Origin of the sequence: Aureibacter tunicatorum (genome assembly GCF_036492635.1) — a bacterium.
GTDB lineage: Bacteria > Bacteroidota > Bacteroidia > Cytophagales > Cyclobacteriaceae > Aureibacter > Aureibacter tunicatorum.
This window is the reverse complement of the sequence record NZ_AP025305.1, coordinates 1,513,592-1,531,641: the sequence shown is the minus strand read 5'-3', so window position 1 is coordinate 1,531,641 and position 18,050 is coordinate 1,513,592. Positions and strand designations below refer to the sequence as shown.

At 38.0% G+C, this 18,050-nt stretch carries 18 protein-coding genes; 6 read left to right on the top strand and 12 right to left on the bottom strand.

Annotated features, from left to right (window positions below; translation table 11 throughout):
* The first annotated feature begins 51 nt into the window (after nt 1-51).
* Nucleotides 52-1,527 (top strand): hypothetical protein, encoded by a 1,476-nt coding sequence (locus tag AABK36_RS06505; RefSeq protein WP_309941443.1) that lies wholly within the window; start codon nt 52-54, stop codon nt 1,525-1,527.
* 10 nt (nt 1,528-1,537) lie between these two features.
* On the opposite strand, the gene AABK36_RS06500 is transcribed toward AABK36_RS06505, so the two are convergent.
* From AABK36_RS06500 to AABK36_RS06490, 3 genes are all read right to left on the bottom strand, one after another.
* Complete coding sequence (locus AABK36_RS06500; protein WP_309941440.1) at nt 1,538-2,380, bottom strand: metallophosphoesterase; 843 nt, start codon at nt 2,378-2,380, stop codon at nt 1,538-1,540.
* 220 nt (nt 2,381-2,600) lie between these two features.
* Nucleotides 2,601-4,121, bottom strand: a complete 1,521-nt coding sequence (locus tag AABK36_RS06495; RefSeq protein WP_309941438.1) for a PorP/SprF family type IX secretion system membrane protein — start codon at nt 4,119-4,121, stop codon at nt 2,601-2,603.
* A gap of 132 nt (nt 4,122-4,253) precedes the next feature.
* Nucleotides 4,254-6,908: a T9SS type B sorting domain-containing protein gene (locus AABK36_RS06490; RefSeq protein WP_309941434.1), complete on the bottom strand. Its 2,655-nt coding sequence runs from the start codon at nt 6,906-6,908 to the stop codon at nt 4,254-4,256.
* Nucleotides 6,909-7,238: 330 nt separating this feature from the next.
* Between AABK36_RS06490 and AABK36_RS06485 the strand changes: the two genes are divergently transcribed.
* Genes AABK36_RS06485 through AABK36_RS06475 form a run of 3 tightly spaced genes read left to right on the top strand, consistent with a single transcriptional unit; the run spans nt 7,239 to nt 8,197 of the window.
* Nucleotides 7,239-7,748, top strand: coding sequence for a hypothetical protein (locus tag AABK36_RS06485; RefSeq protein WP_309941431.1), 510 nt, complete (start codon nt 7,239-7,241; stop codon nt 7,746-7,748).
* Nucleotides 7,745-7,879, top strand: coding sequence for an SRPBCC family protein (locus AABK36_RS06480; protein WP_309941430.1), 135 nt, complete (start codon nt 7,745-7,747; stop codon nt 7,877-7,879). Before AABK36_RS06485 ends, AABK36_RS06480 begins: the two co-directional genes overlap by 4 nt.
* Nucleotides 7,880-7,918: 39 nt before the next feature.
* Nucleotides 7,919-8,197, top strand: a complete 279-nt coding sequence (locus AABK36_RS06475; RefSeq protein WP_309941428.1) for a hypothetical protein — start codon at nt 7,919-7,921, stop codon at nt 8,195-8,197.
* Between the two features lie 41 nt (nt 8,198-8,238).
* Here the strand turns inward: AABK36_RS06475 and AABK36_RS06470 are convergent, their stop codons facing one another.
* The 9 genes from AABK36_RS06470 to trxA all read right to left on the bottom strand — a co-directional run bounded on the left by AABK36_RS06470 (nt 8,239) and on the right by trxA (nt 15,868).
* Nucleotides 8,239-8,424 (bottom strand): YgaP family membrane protein, encoded by a 186-nt coding sequence (locus AABK36_RS06470; protein ID WP_309941426.1) that lies wholly within the window; start codon nt 8,422-8,424, stop codon nt 8,239-8,241.
* A 207-nt stretch (nt 8,425-8,631) separates the two neighbouring features.
* Nucleotides 8,632-8,832 carry a hypothetical protein gene (locus tag AABK36_RS06465; RefSeq protein ID WP_309941425.1) on the bottom strand — a complete coding sequence of 67 codons (201 nt, stop codon included), beginning with the start codon at nt 8,830-8,832 and terminating at the stop codon, nt 8,632-8,634.
* Nucleotides 8,814-9,089 (bottom strand): rhodanese-like domain-containing protein, encoded by a 276-nt coding sequence (locus AABK36_RS06460; protein ID WP_309941424.1) that lies wholly within the window; start codon nt 9,087-9,089, stop codon nt 8,814-8,816. The genes AABK36_RS06465 and AABK36_RS06460 overlap by 19 nt, the downstream gene beginning before the upstream one ends.
* A 49-nt stretch (nt 9,090-9,138) precedes the next feature.
* A complete protein-coding gene (locus tag AABK36_RS06455; RefSeq protein WP_309941420.1) occupies nt 9,139-9,444 on the bottom strand; it encodes a hypothetical protein in 306 nt (101 codons plus the stop codon).
* Nucleotides 9,445-9,472: 28 nt separating this feature from the next.
* Nucleotides 9,473-12,655 (bottom strand): efflux RND transporter permease subunit, encoded by a 3,183-nt coding sequence (locus AABK36_RS06450; protein ID WP_309941418.1) that lies wholly within the window; start codon nt 12,653-12,655, stop codon nt 9,473-9,475.
* 28 nt (nt 12,656-12,683) lie between these two features.
* Complete coding sequence (locus tag AABK36_RS06445) at nt 12,684-13,751, bottom strand: efflux RND transporter periplasmic adaptor subunit (RefSeq protein WP_309941416.1); 1,068 nt, start codon at nt 13,749-13,751, stop codon at nt 12,684-12,686.
* 13 nt (nt 13,752-13,764) lie between these two features.
* Complete coding sequence (locus AABK36_RS06440; RefSeq protein WP_309941414.1) at nt 13,765-15,072, bottom strand: TolC family protein; 1,308 nt, start codon at nt 15,070-15,072, stop codon at nt 13,765-13,767.
* 78 nt (nt 15,073-15,150) lie between these two features.
* Nucleotides 15,151-15,435 (bottom strand): ArsR/SmtB family transcription factor, encoded by a 285-nt coding sequence (locus AABK36_RS06435; protein ID WP_309941413.1) that lies wholly within the window; start codon nt 15,433-15,435, stop codon nt 15,151-15,153.
* Nucleotides 15,436-15,553: 118 nt separating this feature from the next.
* Nucleotides 15,554-15,868, bottom strand: coding sequence for a thioredoxin (gene trxA / locus AABK36_RS06430; protein WP_309941411.1), 315 nt, complete (start codon nt 15,866-15,868; stop codon nt 15,554-15,556).
* 143 nt (nt 15,869-16,011) lie between these two features.
* Here trxA and AABK36_RS06425 point away from each other — a divergent pair, with 143 nt between their 5' ends.
* The gene (locus tag AABK36_RS06425; RefSeq protein WP_309941408.1) at nt 16,012-16,728 is read left to right on the top strand and encodes a rhodanese-like domain-containing protein; all 717 of its coding nucleotides are present in this window, start codon (nt 16,012-16,014) and stop codon (nt 16,726-16,728) included.
* A gap of 125 nt (nt 16,729-16,853) precedes the next feature.
* Nucleotides 16,854-18,050 (top strand): multidrug effflux MFS transporter, encoded by a 1,197-nt coding sequence (locus tag AABK36_RS06420; protein ID WP_309941406.1) that lies wholly within the window; start codon nt 16,854-16,856, stop codon nt 18,048-18,050.

Below are 18,050 nucleotides of genomic sequence, written 5' to 3'. Positions count from 1 at the left end.
ATAAATTCAAAACTAGGAAGAACCTAATTCAAGATTCGTAGTTGATCTGTTATGCAATATGCTGTGCTCAAAAGCTTTGAAAAGACAAAACCCTTCTCGAAAAATAATGGAATCGGAATTTCCAAGCTTCCTATACAGCGTGCCACCAAAACCAAACCCTCCAAACAAACAGAAGAATTCGAAGAGGATTTTTGGCCGAAAACCGCTAAAGAGACAACATGGACTCCAACACTTCCAAGTGTGGATTTTGATACAGACGAAGAGTTTGACGAGTTTTCTGAAGACCTGCTAAAACAAAAGACATCAAAAAGCAAAAGTTTCAAAGACATTGTCACCAGCAGAGTATCCGCCAAATTGAAAATCACAGAAGCAGATCCTCATCAAGAAACGTTAAGAACTGAGTTAGGCAAATCAATGAAAGACCTGTTGATGGTCAAATCGGATGCTAAGATGGATTTCGTAGCTGTCTGCGATCGAGTGGACAGAGGCGTAGGCATAGCGGACACAGCCTCGTCAATCGTTGAGAAAGCGGGCAAATATGTAGGCAAATTTTTAAGCGGAAACGATTCCAAAATCGCTGGAAAAGTAGAAGAACTCAGCGGAGTTGTTGGTACATGCTTGGGTGCAATTTCTCCTTTTTTAGAAATCCTCCGCAAAATTTACCGCTTTGGCAAGCATCTAATGGCTTCAGAAAAAGACCAATATTCGAAAAAAGAGCATGCATCGGAAGGCTTTAGTTTTTTTGAAAATTGCATTAAAGCCGCTCGATCCATTCTTTCGGCAACGGTAGAAGTAATGTCTTTGGTGTCACAAGTGCCCGGGCCAGTCAAAGATCTCGTTCCCGGCATTGGAACATTGCTTTCAATCATAGATATTGCCCGAAAAGTGCTTTCGCTCAGAAAAAATGTAGGGAGGTTCATCAAGATGAAAAAGCAAAAAAGTTGGCTATTGGAAGATTCTCATTCTGCGGGAATATTATCTACAATTTTCACTGAAGAAAACGGCACTGACGAAGATGAACTGGACAGAAAACTTTCGGATACTAAAACTCTTCCCGATCAAGAAGCAAAAGTATACAAAGAATTCGCTTTGGTCAGAGAGCTCAAAAAAGTGAATCGCAAAAGAATTGTCAGGGAAACTTTTCAAATTGGACTTCGTATCAACGGCATCATCGCAGATGTATTAAGGTATGGAGGGGTCTCAGCGGCGGCAAGCATTGGCATGTCGGCGGGTGGCACAGCATTGAGCATAGGGTCTGCCGCTGTCCGAAAAGTCAAACAATCCATCAGGAACAAAGGCTATGGCGACTCACGAAAAACATCCACAGCAAAAAAAGAAAAAAGAGTTCAAATGTCCAAATACATCTTTCATATGATCATGGGGCTAAGTTCAGAGGATCAAGATGAAGCCGACAGAATATCGGATTACATTAGAGCTTGCGGAATCTCCGTAAAAGAATTTGTCAGAGCCAAAACCACTGAAGATCGATTCAAATTGCTTGTTTCATCAATAGAAGTAAGGGGTTGACCTGACTTTGTTAAGCTTTTTGAAGCTCAAAAATTGTCACCTCAGGGCGAACATTGAACCTAACCTGCCATAAATGACCTATCGCTCGATTGATATATAAACTTCTTCCGTTAGACAAATCTATTTTACCCGAAGTATAGTTTTTATTAACTACCGGCAATAAAGGCGGATTCAAAAAAGGCGGTTTGCATTGGCCTCCATGTGTATGTCCTGACAATATCCAACCATCATAATCTTCCCAAACATCCAAATCGCATACATCAGGATTATGGCATAGCACTATATTGGCCTGTTTATCGTCATAGTTTTCCATAGCGAATTGAGGAGAAAAGTTCAAGCCCCAATAATCATCAAACCCTATAAAATTCAAGCCATTGAACTGTTGCTTAGTATTGCTTAGTATTTGGATCCCAGCACCTCCAAGCACTGAAGTTATGGCGTCGGCGACATCTTGCTCCGCCCAATTATCTCCATAATCGTGATTGCCCAACACGCCAACAGTACCATACTTGCCCAATACCGCATGCTTCATGACCTCTTCGAGCTGGCCAATTTGCTTTTCATTTTCATAGCTCACAAAGTCGCCGGTATAAGCCACAAACTCCGGCTTGAATTTCTTAGCCTCTTCAAAGGAATCAATGATATATTGATAATCAAACCTGTCGCCAACATGCACATCGCTAATCTGCATCAAAGTCTTCCCCTCCAGCTCACTTGGCAAATTGCGTATCGGCATCTTCACCCTCACAAACTCAACCCAAAAAGGCTCAATTTGCCAAGTGTAAATTCCGGCCATAGCCCCGGTGCCAAGCGTAGCGCCAATCGAATTTCTGATGAATCTGCGTCTTTTCATAATGAAGACAATTGATTAAAAAAATATATCAATCGCAATACTGCATTCTTTTTTCAGTTCTCAAACTAAACAATATTATTTCTTGCTAAATCTAAACAAAAAACTACATGCGAAGATCATCCTATTAGTGGCTTCAGCTTTTAAAGAAACTTCCAATGATTTGACTATACATTGAAATATCAAAGAGGTTTTTTATTAAATAAACCTCTTTGATTCATCATTACCTTATATAAATAATCAATTCAGCTCGTCTGTTTCTAATACGGCCTTCAAACGTATTATTATCAAATTTTGGCGAAGATTCTCCTTTGCTTATCACTTCAATCAAGGACCCATCTATTCCTGAATCTATCAATTGATTTCTTACCGAATTCGCTCGCTTCAATCCTAATTGATAATTAAAAGGCTCTGATCCTGTATTATCAGTATGGCCAATGATTTCAATCCTGACAATAACATCAATCAACTCATCAATACTGGCTTTCAACTCTTGAACTTCTTTCTGGCTAAGAGCCGCAGTCCCTATTTTAAACTGAATATCTTTTCTAAATGGTATTTTCTCCTCAACAACATGCTCTTCGGTATTTGTAACTTCATTTAATGTTTCTTCGACATCCACACTCGAAACTTGATTTGATTCAGTCTTCACATCAGATTCTGGAAGTTTCTTGTCGTGGTCAAACTTTTCAGCATTATACGATGTTGTCTTCTTTATTGTATTCGTATACGTTTTCTTCTTCTTCTTTCTTTTCTTTTTGTAATACAACTTGCGAATGAATTTACGATAACCGAAATGCACCTCAGTTACGCCACTTACAATATTACGACTTTGGTCAAGAGGCTGACCATGTCCAATGCCAAAAAATAAATCATCAAACTGGACACCTGCTCTTAAAAACACCTCTCGATTGACTCGATAGTTCAAATCCATTTCCAACCAAGCTCGTTTTTTCCTTCTAGTGAAATCAAAATTCTTAAGATTGTATTTTGCCTTGGTGCCAAATGTGTAAATCATTTCTTTGTTCTGATAGCTCAGCAAATATGTAGGACTCAAATTCCAATCTTTCTTATCAATTACCCGATACAACCCGTGAAATCGATATATAGGATTAAATTGATAATTATAACCCGACCAATTCATATTCGGTTGATTAAAATGAATTACTGAAAATCCAAATTGCTTTTTAACCTCATATTGCTTATCCACTATTGTATAGTTCGCACCAAAACTCAAGTTCATATAGCTTGCTTGGTCGTTTTGATCAAAATTCACATCCATTCTCGGATTGATAAAGCCTTCTCCATGATAATACTGAGAACCTGTTGTATACTGATTAATATCAATAGATTGAAAATGATAGCCTAAATTCAATCCAGTGGCTATATATGAATATTTAGACAATGTATAACCTGAGGCAAAAGTGAACTCTGTTTCCGTCTTTTGCAATTTTCCATTTCCTATATTCTGATCATTTAATACATAAAAGCCCAAGGTTCCAAATAAGCGTCTTCTTCTAAGTCTTATTGGGTAAGCCCCGCTAACCGCATAAGTGTGAAGCTGATTATCAGCTTTAATTCCTGTATAACGGTATTGAGCATTTATATAAGCGTAATTAGAAACTATAGCTGAAGGATTGACCCGACCGATTGTTTTATCATAACCAGAAAAGTTAATATCCTGAGCTTGCGCATAATTCATCATTATGCTTAATATTAATATCACTTTGTAAATGTGTTTCATTTCCTTCCTTGTCTCTTAAGAGTTATCACTTATAGGCATTTTATATAAAGCCCATTTAAGCCATTTACTAATAAAGAATATAAAGCTGATATGACTATTATAATCATATCAGCATAACGTCAGCTTGATAAATTAATAAGCCAGATTAAAGTATCCCATCGTTTTACCTTCAGCATTGGCATTTTCTCCCTCTGGAAACTTACCTCCTAATTTCCAGTAATACATATCAGCAGGCAGTTTAACACCATTTAGCTTGCCATCCCATCCTGATCGAACAGCTTGACGCAAGTTTTCTGTTTGGTAAACAACTTCTCCCGATCGATTATAAATAGTCCATGAAAAACCTTCCACAAAGGCGCTGCCATATATCTTGAACTGGTCATCAACCCCATCATCATTAGGCGTGAACAAAGTAGGTATAAATAATTTATGGCTAACATTCACGCTTATGTCCACCGAATCCTTGCAATCATATATGTCGTATGCAAACACGCTAAACGTAGTATCCAACGGAGGTCTTAAACCGAGCTCTTCTTCTATGTCTTGATGGTCAAAACCGTCGAATAGCGTATACCTAACTCCACCACTCAAGCTTATGGAAATACTATCATTGTGAAGAATATCATAAGAAGTGTTAGAGGATAAAATATCAACTTTATTTCCATGCAACTTAAAAGTGCCAAAAGGGCAAGTTTTCTCTTCATCCAGCCAAATATCATAAGAATATTCCTTGACTTCCTCAATCCTCACTGTATCATTTCCCATTAACTGTCCCGTAAAATTGTCCACAATCACTCGATCATATGCAATAGGACTTGCAGGCAAAATAAACTCTGTTCCAATACATAAATTCTCTACCGTTTCATTTTCTTTATAAGTTCTAATCGAGTAAAATAGATTATCCAAGCAATTATCAGAGTTTTGTGAATCCATTCTTGATAAACCTCCTTCTGATCTGCTATTGCCAAAAATCATATCATCTTCCTTGACAACAAATTGAATCGAGTCCTTCAATCCAAGAGATCCTTCTTTAAATGAATACCATTCCGCCAATTGGCCAGTAGGCAACTTCAACCATAGCGTGTCACCAGGGCAATACACTCCATCCTTGCTCTCAATATTAATACAAATACCTCCGCCTGATCCACCGCAATTTGCAGGATCTCCACTACCTGAAAACTTCGCTTTAAAGTGATCCGCGTTATCAACCCCTATAACTCCCCAATGATAAAGGCCCGGCTCTTCAATCTTTACATTAAACATGGGTTTCGAGGTATGTTTCCCTAAATTTGTAATGGTTCGAAAGACGATAGAATCGGTATAATCAAGGGCTAAATTCTGATAAATAATCCCACTGACAAATAGCTCATAGCTTATTTCTTCGGATGAAGTGTGATCATCAAAAGCGGGATCCCAAGTCAATTCCAAATTATCCCGCACCATTCTAAACTGCCTATTTAAACTTTTGAAAAAAGGCTCCCTATTCGCTTCTTTAGACTTGTTGATAAAATATGAGGCTGAAGAATCGTTAAGGGAAATAAAATCAACGCTTCCATCGTAGTTTAAATCGAGCGTAAAGATCATTGAGCCAATTAAAGAGGAATCACTTAACAAATTAGTATTCCTTTCATATTTAGAAAAAGGACCTCCTAAAAACAACTCAGGAGATTGTCCATGGATATTTGAAGAAATTAGATCCCTATATCCATCATTATTAATATCAACTGCAGAAAATTGTCCATGATAAGAAATATTCAAAGGCCTCAAATCAAAGCTTTCATCAACGACGCTTAAATTGTCATTTTGATCTGCAACTAACAAGTCTCGAACAGCATCATTTCCAACAATATCAAACTCCGTATTAACTGGTATCATATTAGAAAAAAATTGATATTCTATTTCCTCCTTAAATGATAAATATGAATCGTTTTTAAACAATATTTGAGACTCATCAGTGACTATAACAAAATCAGCATAGCTATCATGATTAATATCTCTGGTATATACAGAAAGCACTTCATTAGATTCAAACTTTTTTGAAAACACGTTTCTCAACAACTCATCATCTTCGTCATTAGTGTTGATTTCCTGTTCTTCTTCAAGTCCATTGGAATGAAAAGGCATAGAAAAAACCTTAACTTCATCTTCACTCCAAACAATAATATCATCATTACCATCATTATTAAGGTCCCTTACAACCCCTCCTTTAATAATAAAATCCTCAATACTTCGATGATACTTCAATAATAAAGCATCAACTCCATTGCTATTGGTTAAGATGTTAATTGTCGAAGAGGTCTCGTCAATTGTTAGTGCAACTAGCGATGGTTGATAAAACTCTTTATTGATTAAATAATTCACATAAATCAGTTGATCGCTCACATTTTTAAAAGTATACACACTTTCATCTATAAAATCTGGCAATTCAACCAAAGTCGAATCATTTATCAATGAATCCAAGGCTATCGAATCTTGAGCTAACGAACCCAAGAATAAAGAATCCAACAACAATGAATCTTGAGCTAACGAATCCAACTGCAACGAATCCAAACTTAACGTATCAATAGGAGGTATATAAGTCAAAGCATGATAATCCAATTTCAAAATACGTATCTGAGCGGAATCACTTTTGTTCCACAATATCAAATCCTGCCCCTTCCGATTATCAATATTGTATATAAATCCTTGAAGGTTTTTACTCTTATTGAATGTCGAATCAAGTTTATATGTCCGCTGCAGTATAAATGTGCTATCCTCTGCTTGTGAAAGACATATATTTAGGCTCATAAAAAACAAGCCTATACAAAATGCCATACGTAATTTCATCCAGTTAAAATGTAAGTTAGTGATCGTTTTAGCTTCGGAATAAATATATATCTATAAGATTAATAAATAAAATTTTTCAAGCTAATCTAAATAAAAAAAATATTAATATTTAATTATAAAAAGATTTTAATAAACTATAACAATCAGCACAAAACATCAATAGGAAAAAATCATATCCCAACTAACTTATTAATTAAAACACATTATTTTTAATTGACCACCCTCCAAATACATATTTAAAATAAATATACTTATATTCAAATAAATCATGACTTAAAGAAAAAAACAAGTTTGAAAAAAATACAAGTACATAAAACCCTAAGTTACACATCCTCCATTTCAATAAAAGCAGACGGAAATACGATATGGGATAATATTACTAACGTTCAAATTGAACAATTTTCGGACCCAATAATTTTTAAAATACTGGGTATCCCAAAGCCTCTCAAGGCTGAAATAATAACCAGAGAAATGGGAGGAAAAAGAATTGCATATTTTGACAGCGGTAAAAGATTTCTTCAAGAAATAACCACATGGTCTCCAAACACAAAATACTCATTTGACTTCAACCCCGAAAAAGGCTTTATCGTTGGGCATGTTTTTGACATTGCTGACGGGGTATTCCGAATTCTGAGTGGCAATTATGTGTTAAGCAAAACAGGAGAATCAATTACACTTGAATTAACAACTAGCTATAGTCTGGACCGAAGAATTTACTTTTTACTTAATACCCCTGTGCTTATAATTTTAAAAATTTTTCAAAGATATTTGCTTACCTCAATCAAAGAAAATTGTGAATGAATAAGTCACCATTGAAGTTCTCGGAATCAATTCTTATCCATCAGTCGCAAGAGGTAATATTTGATTATACTCAAGATTACAAAAATCGATTGGAATGGGATACGTTTCTTGTCAAAGCCGATTTGATCTAAGGAGCACAACAAGCAGCCAAAGGAGTAAAGTCCTTATGCGTGGCAAAAAATGGAGTCGGACTGACAACAGAATATGTCACCTACAACAGACCCAAAGTCACAGCCGTGAAAATGACAAAAGGCCCTTACATGTTTCAAGCCTTTGCCGGTTCGTGGAATTTTAAAATGATAGAATCGCTGCAAACGCAAGTAACTTTCACATACTCTTTCCAGCTTCGTTTCCCATTTTGTCTTTTCAAAAATTTGATAAAAAACAATCTTCAATCAAATGTAAGAAAACGATTATTAGACCTTAAGTCAAATATCGAATCAGAGTAGTTCATAATAGCTTGCTCTACTCTGACCAATATGCCTTTGTTCTACTTGTTAAACACAAACTTTTTCAACCCCCATTCCAAAGGGCAAAACTTCGTAATGGATGATTGAAATAAATTCAATCCGACAAAAGCCGTAAAATACAACCACATAGGGTCATGCACTTGCGACAAGACCAAACTCAATAACACAAATGCACCTGCTACTGCTCTAATGATTCTTTCCAACATATCGATTCGGTTTAAGATTATAATTTTTTTCAACTGTGTTAGATTCTCCCCCTTCCATCAAAAAATATAGGCAATACGATTCCAGTCGCGATAAATTACCGCGATTTTAAACTGATTTATAAAAGGAATGATTATTAAAAAATAAGAAGAATAGTGAACTAAAAAGCACCGACTTTATCGCCGATACTTTTCAATCACTCTATATAATTAACTGTTGCACGATCCACCTTCGCATCCTTTATTCGCGAGGGCTTGCCACAGAAGCAATGCTCCCAGTACTCCAAAAGCCCATTGCCCTGAGTCCCGAAAAGCTTCGCCGATAAAGCTTACGCCTATGATTAAACGCAAAGCTCGCATCCAATTCCAAGATGCGAGTTTGGCTCTGATCATTAACACAAATTTTTCCATCCTCCAGCGTTGTATACCTCCACGCCTTCAGACTCCAATACTTGCTTGGCCTGCCCTGCTCTACCGCCAGACAAACAACAAAGAACAACCGGCTTGTCCCAAGATTTGATCATAGCAGCTTTTGTGCTGATCTCTCCCAAGGGAATATTTTTCGATCCTTCCACATGTCCTGCCTTGAACTCTTCAGGACTTCTTACATCTATGACAATCGCGCCTTTTTCTGCTACTATTTGCTTGCAATCCACTGTATTACCCATGATCATTTTTTTTAGAAAATCTAACATATCTTTATATCAATTAATTACTTCAAACATATCGACCTACATTCAACTCAAAATATTTTATCGGAGTTGAAGTATTATTGTTTCCATTAAAATCCTTTACGGCCTGAACAATCCTATCAGTCTCACTATCAGACACAAAACTAAAGTTTACCGTTGAATTCACCTCGTTTTCGCCATGGCCAAACCAATTATCTTCAAGCTTAGCTAAAACTGTGGATTTAAAACCTTTCACATCAATTTCGGAAAAGATTGCAAGTCCCATATTCATCAGCATTTTTCGAATACTCTTCTGATGATTTACAACACCAAGTATGATTACTAATTTCATAATTTTCGTTCGTTTACGTTTCAAAAAATTATTTTCTTTTCGACTTCTCAGTCATATAATATACCAATGGCACGATCAACAAAGTAAGCACTGTAGACGCAATGGAACCTCCCATTAGAGAAATTGCCAAGCCTTGAAAAATCGGGTCAAACAATATCACAAAAGCTCCAATCACCACTGTACCCGCCGTCAATAAAATCGGCGTAGTACGCACAGCTCCAGCTTCTATAACCGCTTGTTTTAAGTTCGCACCTTCTTCAAGTCTCAGGTTAATAAAGTCAATCAATAAAACTGAGTTCCTTACCATAATCCCTGCCAACGCAATCATACCGATCATCGAGGTTGCTGTAAAGAATGCTCCCATCAGCCAATGTCCAATCAATATTCCAACCATCGAAAGCGGAATAGCAACCATCATCACCAACGGCACTTTAAAATCTTGGAACCATCCGATAATCAACATATATATGATCACCAACACCACAGCAAAAGCGGTTCCTAAGTCCCTAAAAACTTCATAAGTGATAAACCATTCTCCATCCCAAGCCAAGCCAAACTGATCTTCATATTCCGGCTGTCCAGTAAAATGTTCTTCCAAGGTATAACCATCCTTTAGCTTAATGTCAGCGATACGGCTTTTGATATCCATGATCGCATATACAGGACTTTCTTTCGCTCCAGCGACATCAGCCATCACATACACCACTCTTTTTTGATTTTTTCGGTAAATGCTTTTATGCTGAATCTGTTCTTCTATTTTAGCAATATCAGATACAGGAACCATCTGCCCTTGGGAAGACATCAATTTCAATCTACCCAAATCCTCCACATCTGAACGATCTGTTTCTTTAAGCTGAAGGAAAATATTCACGCCTTCTTTCTCCTGCTCTTCGTAGATTCGTCCCGCATTCATTCCATTCAAAGCCAGGTTCATCGTCTGAACCACCTGTGCAGTATTAATTCCTTTTTCAGCGGCTTTTTGCTTGTCAACGACAAACTTGTATTTCTTCTGATCATCTTCTACCATCCAATCCACATCGACAATGCCATCGGTAGTCTCCAAAATCTCTTTGACTTGCTTGGCAATATTAATCTGCTCTTTTTCATCCGGTCCATAAATCTCCGCCACTAAAGTAGAAACAACCGGAGGACCCGGAGGAACTTCCACCACTTTCACATTGGCTCCGAACTTCTTGCCTATTTCTTGAATCTTCGGTCTCATTAATTTCGCGACATCATGACTTTGCTCGCTTCTAAGGCTTTTGTCAATTAGGTTGACTTGAATATCAGCTACATTTGATCCGCCACGAAAGTCGTAATGCCTTACCAAACCGTTAAAATTAATTGGTGCCGCAGTGCCAACGTATGTTTGGTAATCAGCCACCATTTTTTCTGTTTGCAAGTATTCTGTTATGGCATTTGTCGCTGCGTTTGTTCTTTCCAAAGTCGTTCCTTCCGGCATATCAATAATTACCTGAAATTCATTTTTATTATCAAAAGGAAGCATTTTCACAGTTACCATTTTGAAATAAAACAAAGACATAGACCCCAACAATAGCAAAGTTGTAAATCCAATGAATCCCCATCGCTTGGCTGGGCTTTCAACCATTGGATTCATTACTTTGTAATAAAATTTATAGATCATTGAATCTTCAAGAACAAAACCATTCTCTTTTTGATCATCTTCGAATTTGATCAATCTGTATGCTAAATAAGGCGTTACCATCAATGCTACCAATAAAGAGAACAGCATCGCGAATGAGGCTCCAATCGGCATTGGACTCATATAAGGTCCCATAAGCCCAGATACAAATACCATCGGAAGCACAGAAGCAATCACAGTAAAGGTCGCCAATATCGTAGGATTCCCAACTTCATTGATCGAAGCGATTGCCGCCTGCCACTTGGGCAATTTCTTCATTTTAAAATGCCTGTGCATATTCTCAGCGATAATAATAGAATCATCCACCACTATCCCTGTCACAAACACCAAAGCAAATAATGTGATCCTATTAAGTGTGTAACCCAACAAATAATAAGTCAATAATGTCAAGGCAAAGGTTACCGGCACAGAAAGGAACACCACCAATCCTCCACGCCACCCCATAGCAAAAGCTACTATGATCGTCACTGCTATGATAGATCCAATTAAGTGCAGAAGCAATTCCGAAACCTTATGCGAAGCTGTTTCTCCATAATTTCTAGTCACTTCAACATGCACATCACTTGGCAACAATTCAGGTGAAAGGCGATCTACTTTCTCAATGATCTTATCAGCGATTTTCATCGCATCGGCTCCTTGTCTTTTAGCTATGGAAAGCGTTACTGCCTGATGATTTCCATAGTACTCAGACGAAGCTTTTGCTCCTCCATGCCCATATTGCACATAGTTGGCAGGCACCTGAGGTCCGTCCTGGATATTAGCCACTTGCCCCAGATAAACAGGTGTAGAACCATTGACGCCCACAACTAATTTTTCCAGATCTTCTTTTGACTGTATAAAATTACCGGTTTGAACTAAAAACTCCCGATCATTTTTATTGAACTTGCCAGAGCTCATCTCATTGTTGGCTCCCTGCACAGCTTGCATCACCATCATCGGATCAACATGATATCCAGCCAATGACTCTCTATCAAGAATCACCTTCAGTTGACGAGTCCTTCCACCTATAATGTTCAATGTTGAAACCTCTGGAATCTTTTTAACTTCGCTACCCAATTCACCTGCCATGCGACGAAGCATGAAGTCATCATAATTGTCACTCCAAAGCGTCAAGCTCATCATCGGAACATCATCAATTGTCCTTAGCTTAATCAATGGCAGACTAACGCCTTGGGGAAACTTATCCATGTTCCGCATGAGCTCGTTGTACATTTTCACAAAACTCAACTCCACATTATCTCCTACATAAAATCTCACCACCAACATGGCCTGCTCCGGCATTATGTTCGAATAGACATATTCCACTCCAGACACATTGCTTAGGTATTTTTCCAAAGGCTCGACGACTCTCGACTCTATCTCCTTGGGAGAAGCACCCGGATACATCAACAATATGTCAGCAATAGGCACATCGATTTGAGGCTCTTCTTCTCTTGGCGTTAAAAAACTCGCATAAGTTCCAATTGCCAAAATGGCTATCATCAACAATGGCGTCAGCTTCGAATTCATCAAAGCCTGAGCCAGCTTCCCAGCAAATCCTGATTTCATACTCATATGCTTTTAGATTCTTCAAAAATTAAAATGACAATGGAGTTCCATCTTTGATTTTCACCGATGGACTTTCAACGATTTTCTCGCCTGACCTAAGACCTGAAATCACTTCTACTTTGCCTCCTTTTTTTCGTCCTAATCTCAACCATCTCAATTGGGCCTTATTGTTTTCACTCACAATGAATACTCCTTCCATTTGTCCCTTTCTCACTATCGCGGACTCAGGAATCATCAACTTTTGCGAAGCTTTGTCATTCATCATCACATATGCTTGCATTCCTGATCTGAGAATACTGTTATCCGAGCCATTCAAGTCAACAGTTACCAGATATTGAGCCCCAGAATATTGATTGGAATAATTCACATGCTTCACCTTTCCTTCAATGACTTTTTTCACAGATGGAATCTCAACATACACATTATTGCCTTGCTGAAACTTTGATAAATCCTTTTCAGAGACCTTGGCCAAAGCTTCGAAATTTTGATCGCTGGAAATTGCAAGTATCGGCATGCCCGGAGAAGCCAAATCGCCAGCATCCATGAACTTTTTAGCTACAATTCCATCATAAGGAGCTTTAAGTCTGGAATATTTAAGGTATTGATTAACCTCAGATTCCATTTGTTCGGCCGCTTCTAGCTGAGCTTTGGAAGCAAGCCATCTCGTTTTCATATCTTCGAGCTCTTTTTCAGAAGCGCTTTTTTTCTCATAAAGCTTTTGAAAGCGCTCATAATCTTTGGAAGCATTCTCAAAAGCTGCTTTTGCTTGTTTCATTGCTGCATGAGCCTGAGATTTTTTTGCATTCAAATCTTCACTGTCTATAACTGCCAGCAATTGCCCTTTTTTCACAAGCTCGCCTTCGTCAACATTCATTTTAACGATGCGTCCCATAAGCTTTGTGCTCAACTTTATGGATTGTCCGCTCTCTATTTTGGCAGAATATTTACTTTGTTCCGGTACTAATTCAGAAGATAATGTTATCACCTCTGCTTTCACAGAAGGAATATTTTGAACTGATTTTTCCTGACTGGATGAACCACATGCCATAGTCAATCCAGAAATGCTCAAGGCTATTAATATTGTATTTATTTTCATGAATTTGATTCTTTTATTGTTGGAATTCGAGATAAAACAGCTGCACTTTATAACCATACAGCGCATGAAGATATTCTAATTGTTTTTGCGCTGATAATGATTGCGCCAGCAACAAATCCGTAGTTTTTTCAAGACCTTCTTCATAGCGGTCTTTTCGCATTCTATAGCTTTCCTCGGCTTGTTCTTTTGCCAGCGAAGCCAACTGAACTCGTTTTTCATACACTTTCGCTTCCCGAACAGCTTTGCTTAACTCCAGTTCATTTTGACGTTTGTATTCATCAAACTGATATTGTGTTTTCAACCAAGTTGCTTTCGCCTCCTGAGCTTTGCCCAAAGACTTAAAGCCATTGAACAAGGTCCAGCTTAATTGCAATCCCACAAAATAATTGTTCTTGCTATCTCCAAAAAACTGTCTCCCATTTTGCTCCAAGGCACCAAAGGCATTAACTCTTGGCACAAATGCGAATGTTGAAGATTTGTACATCTTTTTCGACGCATCAAGCCCCAATGAAAACGCTTTGATATCCGCTCTTTGATCAGAAAGTTGGTCATATTCCTCAAATAGTGTCTGAACGTCCTCCAAGCTTTCCGTTGTTTTTATCGAAGTGCCTTTGGGTTCGTTCAGCAATACTACCAGATAATCTTCCGCTGTCAACAAATCGCTTTCAGATTGCAATAACTTGCCTTCCAAATCAGCCACATACACACTCACTTCCAAACGATCAGCCTCTTTCGCATAGCCTTGTTCCTTTAGATCCTCCACTAGCTGAAGGTTCGCCTGAGCTGTTTTCAAAGCGCCTTCAAGGACTTCAACCTTATGCTGAGCCAGAGAAATCGCAAAATACTGCTTCTTGACCTCCATCAACACATATTCCTTCGTTCGCTCCAACTCCCACTTTTTGGCATCTCTGGCATCTTCAGCGGCGCCTCTGCCAATAATTCCATCCAGATTGAATATGGGCTGTCGAATATCAACCCTTGTATTGAAATTGCTGAATCCATCCGGATTATTAAGGTCAGCAGGAATGAAATCATTTTGCGTTACAACCCCTTGTTTCAGTTTTTGGCCAAAGACGTTCAAAGGATCATTCGTTCTCGTCATCATGGCTGACGCCTCCACTTGAGGCAAAAAAGCCGCTAAGCTTTGCCTAGCTCTCGAACGAGCTTCCCAAAACTCTGCCTGCTTCACCTTCAATGTGGCATTCTGTTTGCAAGCCATATTCATAGCTTCCTCCAGAGATAGCTCCAGACTCTGCCCCTTGCCCATTATGGGCAACAAAACCAAAGCCGCTATCCAGATAAAATTTCTCGGTTTTTTCATTTATTTAAATATCTATATATGCACATTTTAACATATGTTGAATTAAAAAAACAGGCTTAAAACAAAGCCTTGGAATTTTTAGATTTTCATGCACTTGAACACATTCAAAATCTCTTTCTTTTTTATAAAATACATATTGTTTTTACCCTCTCTTCGGCTTCCCAACACGCCTTGCTCTTTCATTTTACTCAAATAGTGCGAAGTCAATCCTTGATCGATTCCTAATTCTTCATGCAATTGCGTTACGGTCATTTCATTGCCTTCTTTCAAAAGCCAAACTACTGACAATCGTATTGGATGCGCTATCGACTTCAGCATATTCGCTGCTCTTTCCAAATTTTCTGACTGTATTTCGCTTATCATAGGTTTCCTTCTTTGATTTAAACTAATTATCCCGCTTCTTCCAACACCTTAGCCGGCAAATATAAAAAATTATTAATTCATGTTTTTCTCTTTTATTAAAATATTAATAATTATAGTATCAATTCTTAAGTTTTGAAAGCAATTCTTCCTTGCCAACAAGCCCTATTGTTTGATCTACTACTTTCCCCCCTTTCAAATAAACCAATGTCGGTATGCTTCTTATTTTGAACATACTCGCTATGTCAGGGTAGTCATCAACATTCAACTTCGCAATCAATCCATTGCCTTCCAACTCTTGAGAAGCTTCATCCAATACTGGACTCATCATCTGGCAGGGACCGCACCATGGCGCCCAAAAATCTATAACCAAGGACGCTTCAGATTTCAACGTTTCTTCAAAATTCTCTCTTGTCAATATTTTTATCTCACTCATGTGCTCGATGATTTTGTTATTACAAACTTATTAAATAAATTTACAAATGATAATATATATATATGTAACTTTAAACATATTTACGCTAGAGTTTTGCTTTTGTTGCGAAATACTCTTTATTTTGATAAAATAATATTACTGCTATGAAAAAAATCTTATTGATATTGCTAGCCATTATCAATCTCACAGCTTCCTGCCAAGAGAAAAAGCACAAAGACATTGATGTCAAGCAATTAAATGAAATATTAGCCTCAAATAAAGTTCAGTTATTGGATGTTCGCACGCCCCAGGAACTGAAAAGAGGAAAAATTGAATATGCGGTAAATATTAATGTCAAGGATAATGACTTTATCAGCCAAGCTGAAAACACAATTGATAAAAACGAGCCTGTTTACATTTATTGCCATTCTGGAGGCAGAAGCGCCACGGCAGCCCGAAAATTAACTCAAGCAGGATACGAAAATGTCATCAATGTGGATGGAGGCATTACTGATTGGATTGCTAACGGGTACGCTGTTAATCTTGAAGAAGACAACTCTTCGATAAACATGGACAAAGTAAATCTATTTATTAAGAAACTTGATAACAAACCGATGACTGTTGTGAATTTTTACGCGACATGGTGTGGAAGTTGCAAGAAAAACAGGCCAATATTGGACAAATTATCAACGGATTTTACTCAATTTGAATATATTCACCTTGATGTCGACAAGCATCCTGACATATTTAAATATTACAAACTTCAAGCGGTACCAAGCCTATTGATTTTCAAAGGCTCTAAAATGGAAAGCCAAAATGACGGATTGATAAAAGAAGGCGAATTGCGAAACAAGCTAAATTCGATAGCTTCCTCCCTGTAAAGCAAGAAGTTTATATTAAAGCCGTGTTTCCACTAGAATAACAAAAGCAGCTGTAAATTGCCCTTCCGTTAATATTCTTAAGCGGAAAGGCAATTTAACGACACTTTATTCGTTGGAAGGGGGATATGAACTACACACTAAAATCCTCTTCTTCTAAAAGGTTTATAGTCATGCTCGCCGCCATCAGTGCATTTGGCCCGTTATGTATTGACCTGTACCTTCCCGCTTTATCAGACATAGCTGATCATTACCGCTCCACTATCGAATGGGCGGAGTACTCAATAAGTATTTTCTTTTTAGGCTTTGGCATAGGACAGTTAGTTGGAGGACCTCTATCCGATAATTTTGGAAGAAAGCCAACCATCATACAAGGACTAGGCATTTTAAGCATCAGCACGATCGGCATTATCTTCAGTCCAGAAATTGAGTGGCTGATTTTTTTTAGATTAATTCAAGCTATTGGAGGAGGTTTGGTCGTAGTAAACGCTTCCGCTATCGTAAGGGATTACTTCGACGGAAGCGAAAGCGCCAGCATCCTTTCCAACGTCGCCAGTATCACCATGCTGGCTCCTATGGTCGCTCCGCTGATCGGTTCTTACATACTAAAGTTTGGAGACTGGAAAACCATTATTTTCTTTATGCTCGTGTATGCGGTTGTTTTGATGACAGTCGTTCAATTCACTCTGAAAGAAAGCCTTCAGGCAACCAACCAAGCCAACAGCTTGAATAAAATTCTCGATAACTACAAACAAGTTTTCAAATCCAAATACGGCATGGGATACCTACTCGCCGGTTCATTTGCCACAGCAGGCATGTTCACTTTCATCACCAAATCATCTTACATCTACATGGATTATTTCGGAGTTTCCTCTGATCTTTTTCCTTATTTCTTTGGAGCAAATGTGCTTGTGATGATATTGCTTACAAAATTAAGCGCCAGAATTGTTAAAAAGCATTCTCCTCACACAATGGTCAAGTCCGGATTGATCATTAACTCATTGGCAGGGTTGGCTCTTCTTCTTTACACGCAAATGACAAGCTCGCCGCAACTTCATGTTGTCCTTGTATTAAATATTTGTTTTATCGGATCGCTTGGCTTCATCTATGGAAATGTTAGCGCATGTTTTCTTTCTTATTTTCCTAATTTTAGCGGATCGGCAAATTCCTTATTCGGAATCATACGCTTTACTTTAGGTTCTTTAGCCGGCGTAGTTGTAGCGCTTTTCGGAACCAATATTCAAGCGCCATTCATAGTCATGTTCTTATGCGCGGCAATAGCGTCAGTATCTTTCGCTTTACTGACGCCCAAATCCGGCAAATAG

Bases quoted from the DNA above. Each gene is read 5' to 3' on its own strand.
- AABK36_RS06470 (WP_309941426.1), bottom strand. From the start codon at position 8,424: ATGTTGGAAAGAATCATTAGAGCAGTAGCAGGTGCATTTGTGTTATTG.
- AABK36_RS06420 (WP_309941406.1), top strand. From the start codon at position 16,854: ATGAACTACACACTAAAATCCTCTTCTTCTAAAAGGTTTATAGTCATG.
- AABK36_RS06425 (WP_309941408.1), top strand. From the start codon at position 16,012: ATGAAAAAAATCTTATTGATATTGCTAGCCATTATCAATCTCACAGCT.
- AABK36_RS06490 (WP_309941434.1), bottom strand. From the start codon at position 6,908: ATGAGCCTAAATATATGTCTTTCACAAGCAGAGGATAGCACATTTATA.
- AABK36_RS06505 (WP_309941443.1), top strand. From the start codon at position 52: ATGCAATATGCTGTGCTCAAAAGCTTTGAAAAGACAAAACCCTTCTCG.
- AABK36_RS06465 (WP_309941425.1), bottom strand. From the start codon at position 8,832: ATGGAAAAATTTGTGTTAATGATCAGAGCCAAACTCGCATCTTGGAAT.
- AABK36_RS06455 (WP_309941420.1), bottom strand. From the start codon at position 9,444: ATGAAATTAGTAATCATACTTGGTGTTGTAAATCATCAGAAGAGTATT.
- AABK36_RS06500 (WP_309941440.1), bottom strand. From the start codon at position 2,380: ATGAAAAGACGCAGATTCATCAGAAATTCGATTGGCGCTACGCTTGGC.
- AABK36_RS06440 (WP_309941414.1), bottom strand. From the start codon at position 15,072: ATGAAAAAACCGAGAAATTTTATCTGGATAGCGGCTTTGGTTTTGTTG.
- AABK36_RS06480 (WP_309941430.1), top strand. From the start codon at position 7,745: ATGAATAAGTCACCATTGAAGTTCTCGGAATCAATTCTTATCCATCAG.
- AABK36_RS06460 (WP_309941424.1), bottom strand. From the start codon at position 9,089: ATGGGTAATACAGTGGATTGCAAGCAAATAGTAGCAGAAAAAGGCGCG.
- AABK36_RS06495 (WP_309941438.1), bottom strand. From the start codon at position 4,121: ATGAAACACATTTACAAAGTGATATTAATATTAAGCATAATGATGAAT.
- AABK36_RS06445 (WP_309941416.1), bottom strand. From the start codon at position 13,751: ATGAAAATAAATACAATATTAATAGCCTTGAGCATTTCTGGATTGACT.
- AABK36_RS06450 (WP_309941418.1), bottom strand. From the start codon at position 12,655: ATGAAATCAGGATTTGCTGGGAAGCTGGCTCAGGCTTTGATGAATTCG.
- trxA (WP_309941411.1), bottom strand. From the start codon at position 15,868: ATGAGTGAGATAAAAATATTGACAAGAGAGAATTTTGAAGAAACGTTG.
- AABK36_RS06435 (WP_309941413.1), bottom strand. From the start codon at position 15,435: ATGATAAGCGAAATACAGTCAGAAAATTTGGAAAGAGCAGCGAATATG.